We start from the raw sequence: 13,680 nt of genomic DNA on the forward strand, positions 1-13,680 counted from the left end.
ACTCCAGATCAATCAAATTGCGCCGCTGTGGGAGACTAAATCAGCACCGCGTTGAGTATTTTCAGAAAAGCCTGCGTGTCCTGATAGCCGATGATCTTGACGTTGGGAACTTGATGCCCCTCTTTGTCCATGAAGAGAATGGCGGGAGGCCCGAACAGCTTGAAGCGCTTGAGAAGCTCCATGTCCTCAGGCGTACCTGCTGTCACATCAACCTGCAGCAGCACAACGTCCTTCAATCGCGCCTGGACAGCTGCGTCGGTGAAGGTGAAACGCTCCATCTCCTTGCAGGAGATGCACCAGTCTGCATAAAAATCCAGCATTACGTATTTGTTTCTCGACTGGAGGATCTGCTGATTCAGCTCCGCCACTGACTTCACTCTCTGGAACGGCAAATGCTCGTTTGAGTTGATACCGTCCTTTTTTACCCCTTCCATGTCACCCGCTGAAATATTCAGCCTTGAAAGAGGCTGCAGGATATCGCGGCTGCCGGAAAACACGCCGATGAGCAAGGCGATGCCCGTCAGCAGGGCAATCATGCCCACCCCCTTGAGGAATTTCTGAAAACCGGAAGCACCCGGCCGCAGCGGGTCAACGGCATGCAGGTAAATGGCCGACACGATCAACAGCGCTGCCCATAGCAGCATATGCGCCACGGCAGGAATCACCGGCGATATCAGCCATATTGCCACCCCGAGCAGCAATACCCCGAACGACTGCTTGACCCCTTCCATCCATGCACCTGCTTTCGGCAGAAGAGCGCCCGCGGAGGCGCCCAGCAACAGCAAGGGCAGGCCCATGCCCAGTGCCATGGCAAAGAGCGCCGAGCCCCCGAGCACCACATCGCGGGTCTGGCTGATATACAGCAGGGCACCTGCAAGAGGGGCCGCTACGCACGGCCCGACAATCAGCGCAGACAAAGCGCCCATGCCGAATACACTGGTCAGGTGGCCCCCTTTGAGGTGCCCGGCTTCTTCTGAAATCTTGCTCTGGAGAAAGGTGGGAAGCTGCAGCTCATAGAAACCGAACATGGAAAATGCGAGTGTTACAAAGATCAGTGCGAACGCACCAAGTACCCATGCGTTCTGAAGGGTTGCCGACAGCATTGCGCCGGAAAGTCCCGCTGCCACCCCGGCGATAGCGTAAGTAATAGCCATCCCAAGCACGTAGGCCAGCGCCAGGATGAATCCGCGCTGCTTGGTAACGTGCTGCCCCCCTTTGGCGATAATGCCGGACAGAATGGGGAACATGGGAAATACACAGGGAGTAAAGGAGAGAAGCAGGCCGATACCGAAGAAGCCGGTGAGAATCAGCCAGAAGTTGCCGGTCTGCAACATTCTCTCGATTTCCGCCGATTCCGTCTCGATGGCAGCCGAACCATCCTTCGACTGGAACAACTCGTCAGTGGCGTCAACTCGTACCCCGGCGGTACCTGTTGCGGCGGATGCATCAGTGCTCACTGCATTGGCAACCGCCCCAGCCGCTGCCTTTGCAACCGGCAGCGTCAGATCGATTACCTTGCTTATGGGCGCATAGCAGACACCGATGGGCTCGTTGCAACCCTGATAAGTGGCAACAAGAGTCAGCTTGTCGGCCGATGGTGCGTCCCGCTTCAGGGAAATCAGCGCTTCAAACGGCTCGTGAAAAACCTCGACCTCACCAAAGGTCACATCGCTTTTCATCTTTCCCCGCGGCAGGGAGATGTTTTCGACGGTGGTTCCGGGGGTCTGCGGTTTGAACGCAACTTTATCCTTGTACAGATAATAGTTCTTCGCCGGCTCGAACTGCGCCACAAGCGTATTTGCGTCCCGTACCTTGACCTTCAGCTTGAAAGCCTCGTCTGGTGGCAACAATTCCTGCTCCTCCTGATTCTGATCGAAGGTCGAGCGCAATTGCTGCAAGCCTGAAAGAAATCCGGAAGTTTTTCCTTCTTCCGCAAAGACGCTTGTGCTGAAAAAGCAGAGAAGCAGCAGGAAATATCGGCTATATCGGTTCAGGGGCATGACAACCAGATTCTCTTCAATTTTTATCCGGACTCGACGTTTCGCCGGAAATCCAATGCAGATATGCGGGCAATCCGCTGCTTATTGGGACAGCAATGATTTCAGGGAGTTCGTAGGGGTGCATGGACTTTATCAGGCGCTCCACCGAAGAATAATGCTGCGCAACTGTTTTAATAAAGACCGGTACCTCGACCCCGCTTTCCATTCTGCCTTGCCAGCGGTAGATGGAAGTACACTCGCCCTGTATGTTGACGCACGCGGCCAACCGCTCTTCGATCAGCTTGTGCGCCAGCGAGGCTGCCTGCGCCTTGTCGGGGAGGCCGGTAATGACGAGTATGTATCCCGTTTCCGGATCGGTGGGGGGTTGGAGCGGTTGGGGCATCTGTTTGCTCCCATCTAAAATGGACCTATTTTACCCGGATTTGCGCGGAAAGCTCCTCCATTCATAGGGGAGATGGATAGCGCGGACGCTGGAAGCGGCCATCCAGGTTTATAATTTGAGGCATGCAACGACTCCAGGCCTATAAATTCGAGCTAAAGCCCGCATCCAGCGCATCCATGCCCGTATCGGCAACGCTCGCCGCGACTACCTGCACAAGACCACGATCAGCCAGAACCACGCGATGGTGTGCATCGAGGACTTGCGGGTGCGGAACCTGTCCAGGTCGGCGGCAGGCACGGCAGATGCACCGGGCAGAAACGTTCGGGCCAAGTCTGGCCTGAACAAGTCCATCCTCGATCAAGGCTGGTTTGAATTCCGCCGCCAACTGGACTACAAGCTGGCGTGGAACGGCGGCTGGCTCATCGGGGTGCCACCGCAGAACACGAGTCGCACCTGTCCGTGTTGTGGCCATGTGTCGGCGGACAACCGTCGGACGCAAGCGCGATTCGCGTGTGTGGAATGCAGGCTCACAGAAAACGCCGATGTGGTAGGCGCGATCAATATTCTAAGGGCGGGACACGCCCGGTTCGCCTGTGAAGTGAGCGATGCGGCAAGGTCGCCAGCAGCAGGAACCCACCGAAGCGATTCAGTGCAGCGTGCTGCACTGAGCGCGCTGTAGGAATCTCCGCCTTCAGGTCGGGGAGGATGTCAAAGTCTATCTTGCTGCGCTCAAGCACTCTGCGACCGTAGGATAGCGCAGATGTACGCGCAACTCCTGCTTGATCCGCATATTGGTCAGCCGTCGCGACTCCTGCATGAATGAGAGCATGCCGGGTGCGATACGACCTTCTGCTTCGGCACGGGGAACGCGTGAAGGACGCGGCAAAGCAAAACGGTCCGCTACCAGATCAAAATATTCGCCCATTTTCAGGTTTGAATCATCGCACGCATGGTAGACCCTGCCGGGCCGCGCATATCGGAGCGCAGCAACAACGATGCGCGCTAAATCGTCGGCATGAATATGATTGGTATAGCCATCGTCTTCCGACGCCAGCACTGGCGCCCCCTCACGCAGGCGTGCGAGCGGTAGGCGATCGCCGGCATAAATCCCGGGAACACGAAGAATCGAAACACTCACGCCATTGCGCAGGCCCCAGTTGCGGACACGCCTTTCCGCATCCACCCTGCGCACTGCACGTTCCGTCAGAGGGTTGATCGCGCGCGTCTCGTTTACCAGAGCCCCCTTGCAATCCCCATATACCCCGCTGGTACTGATGTAGATAAAGCGTTGTGGTAACATTGTGCGCTTCATTTTTGGCCGCCTTGTCAAGGCCGCCAGGAGATGCGCGGTACGGGTGTCAGTACGACCTCGGACAGGCGGCGGAGCAAGGTGTAAAACGGCATCTGCTGCGCCTGCCAGTTTGTCAAGACTGTCGGGTATGTCAAGATCACCGGACACGGGCGTAATCCCCAGCGAACGCAACGAAGCCCATTGCTCAGGCTTCCGGTACAGGCCCAGCAAACGGTAATGCGCTAGCAGCAGGGGAGCCGCACGGAGGGCGATATCACCGCAACCCACGATCAAGAGTGTTCGCTTTATCGTTTTCATGTTACTTGCCGACATTCCATTTTTATTTTTGCTGGATCATTCGTAATCGTAATCATGTCCCATCAAATTACCATCCAGCCGAGCGGGCACAGCTTTTTCGCCCAGCCCGGCGAGACTATTCTCCAGGCCGCGCTCCGGGAAGGTTTTCCACTCCCCTACGGCTGCCGCAACGGCGCCTGCGGAACCTGCAAGGGCAAAATCATACAGGGAACAGTGGATTTCGGCAGCTATAACGAGAGCGCGTTGACAGAAACGGAAAAACAGGCCGGAATGGCACTGTTTTGCCGGGCGGTACCCCTCTCTGAACTCGTCATTGAATGCCGCGAAATCAGCGCCATAAAGGACATCAAGATCAAAACCCTTCCATGCCGGGTGCAGAAGCTCGAACGGGTCGCCCCCGATGTGATGATCATCTCCCTCAAGCTTCCCACCAACGAACGGCTGCAATTCCTGGCGGGGCAGTATATCGACATCCTGATGAAAAACGGCAAGCGCCGCAGTTTTTCACTGGCCAACGCCCCACATGACGATGAACTGCTTCAGTTGCATGTGCGTAATTATCCGGGCGGGGCGTTCGCCGAGCATGTGTTCATGCAGATGAAGGAGAGGGATATTCTCCGCTTTGAAGGGCCGCTCGGCACCTTCTTCCTGCGCGAAGACTCGGATAAACCGATCATCTTTGTCGCCAGCGGCACAGGATTTGCACCGGTCAAGAGCATCCTCGAGCATGTATTTCACGGGCGCAGTCCCCGCGGCCATGAGCGGCAGATCGTGCTCTATTGGGGAAACCGCACCAGAGCTGACTTGTATGCACCCGAACTGGCAGGAAGCTGGCAACAGGAACATGACAATTTTACTTTTATTCCCGTGCTATCCGAGCCGCTGCCCTCTGATAACTGGAACGGAAGGACCGGCCTGGTGCATCAGGCTGTGCTGCAGGATTTCGACGATCTCAGCGGCTATCAGGTGTATGCTTGCGGCACGCCGGCAATGGTCGAGGCTGCTCACAGGGATTTCACGCGCTTGCGCGGCCTTCCGGAAGAAGAATTCTTTTCGGACGCATTCACCACTTCAACCACTTCAGCAAGTCCGGCAAAAACCTGACGTTTTCTTCCTTGCGCCTCTCTTCCCAACTCTCAAAAGCGGCATCGGGAATGGAACCAAGCTGAACGGCTTCCGGCACTATTCAATCCGCATTATTCGGCCATTACAGCCGTTTCCAGCTGCCTTACAGCCAGTTCCAATCCCTTGCCGTAGTGCTCCCTTGCCAGTTCGGGCTGCCCGAGCTTTTCATTCAGCTGTCCCAACGCGAGGTGCGCCGCATATCCCGGTTTGAGCGAGAGGCTCGCTTCAAGATAGCTCTGAGCCTTGCCCCACAGTTCCGCATGGACGCAGAGCTTTCCCAGAGCAAGCAGCAGGGATGCATCACTGGGATGCACTTCAAGCCATGCCTCGGCACGTTCTATCTGCCGCAAGGGATCACTGCCGATGCATTCCGCATAGAGCTTTGCCAATTCCGAATCCCATTGGCTCTCCAGGCTCTGCTCGACCAGATGATGAACCATGGCGCAGTCTCCTGTTGCAGAAAACCCACGCGCGGCAACAGCAGCGACTTTGCCATCCTTTTTTTCCGACGGAGACAGGCCCTCCCAATACTCCTTCAGCCTCCCCGGATTCAACATTCTGCTTCTGAGATTCTCTATATGTGCTCTGCACCTCAGTTGTTTTATGAGGCTGGCCTCAGGACCATCGCGCTGTTCCAACTGGCTGAGCAGTTCCAGCACGACATCCCAGTTTCCGACGTTCTGCTGGGCTTCCAGCTCCAGCTTCAGCGCACCGGTATGCCGACGCAACTCGCCGGAGGGCAGGTGGTGCAGCAGCTTGAGCGCTTCTTCGGGCCGATGTTCGTCCAGAAGCAATTCAGCCTGTGTCATCAGCCGTAATGCCACTTCTTGCGGCGCACTGGTTTCGGCCTGGGCAATGAACTCGTCGCGGCGGGAATAATTTCGCAATCCATGGGCCGAGCGCGCGGCAACGATGGCATTGATGGCGCTGAAAGCAGCGGAATCCTCCATTTTCAGGGCGGCGGCCGCGGATTTCTCCGCCTTCGCATAATGCCGCTCGAAAAACGCCTTGAGGCCATCCAGCGTTCCTTCCAAGGCCTTTTCCCTGCGCCTGCGAGTGCGAAATTCACTCAGTTCGGCAGGCAGCCGAGCGGTAAATGCAATAAGCCGCATTCCCAGGTAACCCATCGAAATGACGACCAGCAGCAATAGCACCAGCAGATTGAGCGACAGCTCTATACGATAAGGTGGGGCAACAATCAGCACGTAGCCGCTGTTATAGGTGGCAGCGATGGTAACCGCCACGGCAATCATGAACAGGGCCAGAAGCCAGAGCGCCCCCTTCACCTGTTTCCCCGGTCACGCGTCAGCCTGTAGTTACGTACCGCATCGAGACTTGCCGAAATGCGCGGCAACTCAGCGCCGATATCAGTCTCGCCCAATTGCTGCAATGCTTCCCGAAAATCGACGACGGGTTGTGCTTGAGTGTCGTAATAACGCCTGATCTGCTCCCTGGATGCATCGAGGTCAGCCTTGAAGCTGGGTCCGTTGTGCGCAAGCAGCGCATACCGCGCGGATAACAGCCGCAACTTCAAATTCTCGCGCAGGAAATACGCTTGCGATGGCGACAGCAGGGCGACATCCGGGCTGTCCATATGCTGTATCCGCACCAGCCGCTTAAAGTCCTCCCACACTTGATGCAGAAAGCGCAGCCATACATTTTCGGAGACGGGAACGGGAGATGGGGGCGAGGTACTCTCAGGGGGTCGAAACTCCATCGCCAGGGGCAGCGTATCGACGGAGGCGACAAGATTATCCAGGCGCATGCTGATTTCTGCGATGTCGACATACGGCACCGATTTCAGCAGATCCATATCCTTTGCAATGGTTTTTCGCAAAGAAGCCAGTTGCGGGCGCTCAGTGCGCTGGAGCCGGCTATCCGCCTCCTGCATTGCGATCAGTGCGGATTTGACGTTGCTTGCCAGTTGCAGTTGCTGGTTGGCGATAAGCAGCAACTGCTCCACTTCTTCCAGCATTGCTTCATCGCGGCTTCGCGTAAGTTCCTGGTAAAGCGCTTCCAGGGCAACCTGCTGGCTCTGCGATTCAGCCAGTTTGTCTTCAAGGAGGTCGAGCTTTGTTTCCGCACGGCGTCCCGCTTCGACTGCATCAGCTGCAGTATTGCGCGCCTCCTTGCCTGAAGTATCTGCCTCCGCCAGCCGTCTTGCCAGCTCATGCCGCAGCCCTGCGATTTCACTGCGCGTGTCGTACCATTGCCAGGCGAAAACCAGGATCAGAATCAAAGCAAAAACCAGCAGGGGATTGGTGCGCGCAAGCCATCTCGCCGCCGCTTTCTGCGGTCGATCGATATCAGCAGGCCGGGTTTCCACGCTCACGATTGCGTAGGGGCAAAATTGTGTGGTCGCCCTTCGCCGCTGTCACCTTTGCCGTCACCTTTCACCCGATGTGCCCGGAAAAATAATCCTGCAAATCCGCCACCAGCCCATCGTCTCCGGTAGCGGTAACAATCACGCGGTTAAATCCCAGTTTCCGTGCCACCCCCGCGATACGTTCATGAGAAACGAACAAGGGTGTGTTTTCAAGCCATGTTCTGCCTGAATCTCCCATCATTTCCCATAAATTGCGCAGCCCTTCACTGCTGGTAACGGTAACCGCGTTCATCTCACCACGCGTCCAGGCTGCGAGAAGCGGTGCAATTTCCGCTTTCGGCCGTATCCGGCGGTAGCACTCCGCGTATTCGACAAAAGCGCCGCGTTTCCTCAGCGTTTCCCCCAGCAGTTCGCGACCGTTGTCGCCCCGAAAAATGATGATTCGCTTGCCCGCTACATTGATGCGATTCAATTCTGCCATATCGAGCAAGGCTTCGCTGTCGAATCGCACCGCAGGCACGATTACTCCGCTCACCCCGAATCGCTGCAGCGTTCTGGCAGTGCCCTGACCGACTGTCGCAATCTTGAGATCGAGCGGCAATGCGCGCTTCGCGCATATAACGCTCATCGCCTTATTGACGGCATTGGGACTGACAAAAATTGCCAGATAGAATTCGTCCAGTCGCTCGACCAATTCGAGCAATGGGCGCGGGTCGGAGATATCCTGAATCTCCAGGACCGAAAACAGGTAGGGTTCTCCGCCTGCTGCTCGTATTTTCTCAGCAAGCTCGCCCGCCTGATGGGAAGGACGCGTGACCAGGATATGGGTCCCGGTCAGCGGCTTGCTCACGGATGGCTCACGGGTTCAACCGCTTTCGATTCCAGCGCTACCAGAATCTCTTCCGCACCCTTTGCCTTCAGGTTCTTTGCCAGCTGCGCTCCCATCGAGGCGCAATCATCGGGATTCCCGTTCAATTCATCGCTTATCATGCGTATTCCATCCTGGCTGGCGACAAATCCGCGCAGCCTCAGCACGCCCCCGCTGATTTCGGCGAAGCCTCCCAGCGGCACCTCGCAACTGCCACCCAGTGCGCGACTCATGGCGCGCTCGGCCTCGACGCAGCGAGCAGTGGGAATATGATGCAGCGGTTCCATGAGCTTGATCAGATCGGCGCGATCCGCACGGCACTCAATGCCCAAAGCGCCCTGCCCCACTGCGGGCAGACTGAGATCGGGGCTTAACAGGGCCGTGATGCGATCGGCAAGTCCCAGCCGTTTCAATCCCGCTGCCGCCAGAATGATCCCTGCGAACCGGCCCTCATCCAGCTTGCGCAAACGCGTCTGGACGTTGCCACGCAGCGGCTGCACCTGCAAATGAGGAAAGTGGGCGCGCAACTGGCTTTCGCGCCGAAGACTGGAAGTTCCCACCACGCTCCCCGGCGGAAGCGCATCCAGCGTCGCGTACTTGTTGGAGACAAACGCATCCCGTGGATCTTCACGCTCCGTGATCGCTGCCAGCGTGAATCCGGGAGGCATATCCATCGGCACATCCTTCATCGAATGCACGGCGATGTCGGCGCGCCCCTCCTCCAGCGCCTGTTCCAGTTCTTTGATGAACAAACCTTTTCCGCCGATTTTGGATAGCGTCACATCAAGAATCTGATCGCCACGGGTCGTCATTCCAGATATTTGAAATTCCGTTTGCGGGTATAATTCTGCCAGTCGATCCCGGATGAAATTGGCCTGCCACAGTGCAAGGGTGCTTTCCCGGGTCGCGATAACTATTTTATTGGGTGTGAATGAATTAGGCATTCCTATTAAAATAAACAAAAGTTTGGAAATCCTGCTGGCACTTATTTTACCATGGCGGACGTCAAAGCCGGACTGAAGTACTGAACTGAAGTACTTAGGGCATGAGTCCGCATCTTCCAGAGAAGAGGTTGTTTATGGGATCGGTCGCTTCCCAAAGCGAAAGTATGGATACTAATCCTAATCACATCGATGACAAGGAGCCGAAGGATGACCCTCTGCGGGAGGACATCCGCCTGCTCGGGCGCATGCTGGGCGACACTCTGCGTGAACAGGAGGGCGAACCTACTTTTGACCTGGTGGAAAATATCCGGCAAACCGCGATTCGGTTTCGCCGCGACCAGGATCCGAAGGCGCGGCAGGAACTGGACAGGTTGCTCAACCAGCTGAGCAACAAGGCTACCGAAGCGGTGGTTCGCGCGTTCAGCCAGTTCTCGCAGCTATCGAACATCGCCGAGGATATGCATCACAACCGCCGGCGGCGCAGCCACCTTTTAGCTCGGTCTCAACCGCAGGCGGGCAGTGTGGCGCGCGCGCTCGACCTGGTTTTATCCAACGACACAAGCAGCGCGGCCCTTGGCCGGTTCTTTGCCAAAGCCCTCGTTTCGCCGGTGCTGACGGCCCATCCGACGGAAGTGCAGCGGAGAAGCATACTTGATTGCCAGTTGGGAATTGCTCGACTGTTGAACGAGCGCGATCGGGTGCAGCTCACTCCCGATGAGCTGAGCAAGAACGAAGAGGGGTTGCGAACCGCCATTCAGATATTATGGCAGACTCGCATGCTGCGCTCGGCGCGCCTGTCCGTATATGACGAAATCAAAAATGGCCTGGCCTATTATCACTACACTTTTCTTACAGAAGTGCCGCATCTGTATGCGGAAATCGAAGATCTGCTTGAACGCCGGATGGGCGATAAAGCCCCCCGTATTCCTCCGTTTCTTCGTATTGGCAGCTGGATAGGCGGCGACCGCGACGGCAATCCCTTCGTTACTCATGAGGTGCTGCTGCACGCCGCCGAGCGGCAATCCGCTCTGGCACTGGATTTTTACATGGGCGAGGTCCACCAGATCGGGCGCCGATTAAGCCTGACGGAGCGCTTGGTCGACGTGGACGATGCCCTGGCGGCGCTGGCTGCGGCTTCGCCCGATCGGGCGCCGAGTCGTGCTGACGAGCCTTATCGACGCGCCCTGATCGGCATTTACGCGCGCCTCGCTGCGACCAGCATGGGGCTTGGTCATGCAATCAGGCAACGGCGTCCGGTCGGGCCGGCGGAGCCTTACGCTGACAGCATGGAATTCGTTCGCGATCTCGACATCGTCATCCATTCGCTCGAACGGCATAAGTCGGAGTTACTGGCGCGGGGTGATTTGCGCCACCTGCGGCGGGCGGCTGAGGTATTCGGTTTTCATCTCGCACCGCTGGATACGCGCCAGCACAGCCATATTCATGAGCAGGTCGTGGCCGAACTGTTCGAGCGCGGCGCCAGCCTGAAAGGCTATTCAGACCTGCCGGAAGCGGAACGCGTGCGCTGCCTCCTGGCTGAGATCAGCAGCCCGCGCCTCCTGCGCTCGCCTTACCTCGACTATTCGGAGCTTGCCGAGGGTGAATTGCATATCATGGAGACGGCGGCTGAAATTCATCGTCGCTTCGGTCCGGCAGCATTACCCAATTACGTCATTTCCAAGGCCGATAGCATATCCGACATCCTGGAAGTTGCGCTGCTGTTGAAGGAGGTAGGGCTGCTGCGGGCAGGAGAAAAGCCGCATCTGCATGTCAATATTGTTCCATTGTTCGAAACCATCGCCGACCTGCGTGGCTGTCCCCGCATCATGGACGAACTGTTCTCGATACCCTATTACCGCAAGCTGGTGGATTCGCGCAATGACGTTCAGGAGGTGATGCTCGGCTACTCCGATAGCAACAAGGATGGCGGATTCCTCGCGGCCAACTGGGAGCTCTACAAGGCCGAAACCGAACTCACGAAGGTCTTTGCCAAGCACAAAGTCGAGCTGCGGCTGTTTCATGGACGCGGCGGCACGGTTGGCCGCGGCGGGGGTCCCAGCTACCAGGCAATACTGGCGCAGCCGCCGGGCAGCGTCAACGGGCAGATACGCATCACCGAGCAGGGCGAAGTCATCGGCAGCAAATATTCCGATCCGGAGATAGGGCGACGTAATCTGGAAACGCTGGTCGCAGCAACCATCGAGGCGACGCTGCTGAGCCATGATACGCTCGGACAGTGCGCAGATGAATATTATGGGGTCATGGAAGTGCTGGCAGGCGATGCCCTGCGGGCTTATCGCAGCCTGGTATACGAAACGCCTGGATTTAACCGGTATTTTCAGGAATCGACCCCGATAAAGGAAATTGCGGGACTCAATATCGGCAGCCGCCCTCCCTCCCGCAAAAAATCCGACCTGATAGAGGATTTGCGCGCCATTCCATGGACGTTCAGCTGGGGTGTCAACCGCGCGATGATTACCGGCTGGTATGGTTTCGGCACAGCCGTGGAAATGTTCGTGCAGCGCGAGGGCAGGGGCGACAACGGACTGGGACTCCTGCAGAAAATGTATCAGGCCTGGCCGTTCCTGCAGACATTGCTGTCGAACATGGACATGGTACTGGCCAAAACTGACATAGGTATTGCTTCGCGCTACGCTGAACTGGTTACGGATGTGGAACTGCGGCGCGAAGTTTTCGGTCGGATACAAAAAGAGTGGGAACTCAGTGTGAAATGGCTTTTTGCAGTGACTGGCCGCACTGAATTGTTGCAGGATAATCCCACGCTTGCGCGCAGCATTCGCAACCGTACCCCTTATATCGATCCGCTCAATCATTTGCAGGTGGAGCTGTTGCGTCGCTACCGGTCCGGGGATGCCACAGATGCGGTAACACGCGCCATCCAGCTTACTATCAATGGAGTTGCCGCCGGACTGAGGAACAGCGGGTAACGGGTAACTCCAGGCAGGGGCGATATCGTCCGGGCACTTCCAAAGTGCTTCGGCTCATTATGATTTGCTGAAACAGCAAGTAAGGTCGTGGCAAAAAAACTTTATATCAAAACATTTGGCTGCCAGATGAACGAGTATGACTCGGAAAAGATGGCGGACGTGCTGCGGACTGCGCAGCACATGGAAAAAACGGATGATCCCGCTGAAGCGGACGTAATTCTTTTCAATACCTGCTCGGTACGGGAGAAAGCGCAGGAAAAGGTGTTTCATGACCTTGGACGCGTAAGACATCTCAAGGCGGCCAATCCCGGTCTGCTGATAGGCGTGGGCGGATGCGTGGCCAGCCAGGAGGGGGCGGAGATCGTCAAACGCGCGCCCTATGTAGACTTGGTGTTTGGTCCGCAGACGCTGCACCGGCTGCCGCAGATGATTTCGACGCGCCAGATTACGGGCCGGCCGCAGGTGGATATCTCCTTTCCCGAGATCGAGAAATTCGATCATCTGCCGCCGGCACGCACGGAGGGCGTCACCGCCTTCGTATCCATTATGGAAGGGTGCAGCAAGTATTGCAGCTTTTGCGTGGTTCCTTATACGCGCGGCGAGGAAATTTCACGTCCGCTCGACGATATCCTGACGGAAATCGCGAGTCTGGCAGATCTCGGTGTCAAGGAAGTAACCCTGCTGGGGCAAAACGTCAACGCCTACCGCGGCAGAATGCAATATGCGGAAGAGGACGAATTAGCCGACTTTGCGCTGCTGCTGGAATATCTCCATGAAATCCCGGGTATCGAACGCATCCGTTATACCACCTCTCACCCCAGGGAATTCACACCCCGCCTCATCGAGGCTTACAAGACTTCTCCCAAGCTGGTGAGTCACGTGCATTTGCCGGTTCAGTCCGGTTCGGATCGCATCCTGGCAGCGATGAAGCGAGGCTACACTTCGCTGGAATACAAATCGATCATTCGCCGGTTGCGTGCTGCCCGACCGGATATTTCGATTACCTCTGATTTCATTGTCGGATTTCCTGGGGAAACCGAAGCAGACTTCGAAGCAACGATGAAACTGATTGAAGCGGTGAACTTCGATGGCTCCTTCAGCTTTATTTACAGTTCCCGTCCGGGGACCCCGGCAGCCGAATTGGAAGATACCACGCCGCATCAGGTCAAACTGGAGCGGCTGCAGCGGTTGCAGGAAAAAGTGGAGCTGCAGGCGCAGGCGATCAGCGTCAGGATGGTCGGGACAATACAACGCGTTCTGGTAGAGGGCTTGTCCAGAAAAGATCCCGGCGAATTGAGCGGGCGCACCGATAACAACCGCGTGGTCAATTTTTCCGGCCATCCCGAAATGATAGGAAAATTTGCAGATCTGAAAATCACCACGGCCCTGTCCCACACTCTACGCGGCCAGATCGTAAGAGCCGATATGGCGCTCCAGTAGAGAGCCCAGTCGATAGCGGTTCCTTGAGAGTCGGAGGC

11 protein-coding genes are annotated in these 13,680 nt (G+C 56.8%); 4 read left to right on the plus strand and 7 right to left on the minus strand.

The features are described from left to right. Positions 1-35 precede the first annotated feature (35 nt). Positions 36-2,000, minus strand: coding sequence for a protein-disulfide reductase DsbD (dsbD, locus tag ACZ5BW_RS14270; protein WP_464541109.1), 1,965 nt, complete (start codon positions 1,998-2,000; stop codon positions 36-38). Positions 2,001-2,016: 16 nt separating this feature from the next. After that, positions 2,017-2,382: a divalent-cation tolerance protein CutA gene (gene cutA, locus ACZ5BW_RS14275; RefSeq protein WP_464541111.1), complete on the minus strand. Its 366-nt coding sequence runs from the start codon at positions 2,380-2,382 to the stop codon at positions 2,017-2,019. A 208-nt stretch (positions 2,383-2,590) separates the two neighbouring features. On the opposite strand from cutA, the gene ACZ5BW_RS14280 reads away from it, so the two are divergent. Then, positions 2,591-3,061 carry an RNA-guided endonuclease InsQ/TnpB family protein gene (locus ACZ5BW_RS14280; protein WP_464543722.1) on the plus strand — a complete coding sequence of 157 codons (471 nt, stop codon included), beginning with the start codon at positions 2,591-2,593 and terminating at the stop codon, positions 3,059-3,061. 36 nt (positions 3,062-3,097) lie between these two features. Here ACZ5BW_RS14280 and ACZ5BW_RS14285 read toward each other — a convergent pair whose 3' ends face one another. Then, a complete protein-coding gene (locus ACZ5BW_RS14285) occupies positions 3,098-3,991 on the minus strand; it encodes an SDR family oxidoreductase (protein WP_464541113.1) in 894 nt (297 codons plus the stop codon). Between the two features lie 54 nt (positions 3,992-4,045). Here ACZ5BW_RS14285 and ACZ5BW_RS14290 point away from each other — a divergent pair, with 54 nt between their 5' ends. After that, a complete protein-coding gene (locus ACZ5BW_RS14290; protein WP_464541115.1) occupies positions 4,046-5,095 on the plus strand; it encodes a CDP-6-deoxy-delta-3,4-glucoseen reductase in 1,050 nt (349 codons plus the stop codon). Positions 5,096-5,187: 92 nt separating this feature from the next. Here the strand turns inward: ACZ5BW_RS14290 and ACZ5BW_RS14295 are convergent, their stop codons facing one another. From ACZ5BW_RS14295 to hemC, 4 genes are all read right to left on the minus strand, one after another. Continuing rightward, the gene (locus tag ACZ5BW_RS14295; RefSeq protein WP_464541118.1) at positions 5,188-6,402 is read right to left on the minus strand and encodes a heme biosynthesis HemY N-terminal domain-containing protein; all 1,215 of its coding nucleotides are present in this window, start codon (positions 6,400-6,402) and stop codon (positions 5,188-5,190) included. Then, complete coding sequence (locus ACZ5BW_RS14300) at positions 6,399-7,442, minus strand: uroporphyrinogen-III C-methyltransferase (protein ID WP_464541120.1); 1,044 nt, start codon at positions 7,440-7,442, stop codon at positions 6,399-6,401. Before ACZ5BW_RS14300 ends, ACZ5BW_RS14295 begins: the two co-directional genes overlap by 4 nt. Positions 7,443-7,509: 67 nt before the next feature. After that, a complete protein-coding gene (locus tag ACZ5BW_RS14305; protein WP_464541122.1) occupies positions 7,510-8,292 on the minus strand; it encodes a uroporphyrinogen-III synthase in 783 nt (260 codons plus the stop codon). After that, positions 8,289-9,254 (minus strand): hydroxymethylbilane synthase, encoded by a 966-nt coding sequence (gene hemC / locus ACZ5BW_RS14310; protein WP_464541124.1) that lies wholly within the window; start codon positions 9,252-9,254, stop codon positions 8,289-8,291. Before hemC ends, ACZ5BW_RS14305 begins: the two co-directional genes overlap by 4 nt. Before the next feature lie 134 nt (positions 9,255-9,388). Here hemC and ppc point away from each other — a divergent pair, with 134 nt between their 5' ends. Then, positions 9,389-12,202, plus strand: coding sequence for a phosphoenolpyruvate carboxylase (gene ppc / locus ACZ5BW_RS14315; RefSeq protein ID WP_464541126.1), 2,814 nt, complete (start codon positions 9,389-9,391; stop codon positions 12,200-12,202). Between the two features lie 87 nt (positions 12,203-12,289). Beyond that, on the plus strand, positions 12,290-13,642 hold the full coding sequence (miaB, locus tag ACZ5BW_RS14320; protein WP_464541128.1) for a tRNA (N6-isopentenyl adenosine(37)-C2)-methylthiotransferase MiaB: 1,353 nt from the start codon (positions 12,290-12,292) through the stop codon (positions 13,640-13,642). The last annotated feature ends 38 nt before the right edge of the window (positions 13,643-13,680 follow it).

This window comes from Nitrosospira sp. TNL300 (assembly GCF_055385915.1).

Bases quoted from the DNA above. Each gene is read 5' to 3' on its own strand.
- dsbD (WP_464541109.1), bottom strand. From the start codon at position 2,000: ATGCCCCTGAACCGATATAGCCGATATTTCCTGCTGCTTCTCTGCTTT.
- cutA (WP_464541111.1), bottom strand. From the start codon at position 2,382: ATGCCCCAACCGCTCCAACCCCCCACCGATCCGGAAACGGGATACATA.
- ACZ5BW_RS14285 (WP_464541113.1), bottom strand. From the start codon at position 3,991: ATGAAAACGATAAAGCGAACACTCTTGATCGTGGGTTGCGGTGATATC.
- ACZ5BW_RS14290 (WP_464541115.1), top strand. From the start codon at position 4,046: ATGTCCCATCAAATTACCATCCAGCCGAGCGGGCACAGCTTTTTCGCC.
- hemC (WP_464541124.1), bottom strand. From the start codon at position 9,254: ATGCCTAATTCATTCACACCCAATAAAATAGTTATCGCGACCCGGGAA.
- ppc (WP_464541126.1), top strand. From the start codon at position 9,389: ATGGGATCGGTCGCTTCCCAAAGCGAAAGTATGGATACTAATCCTAAT.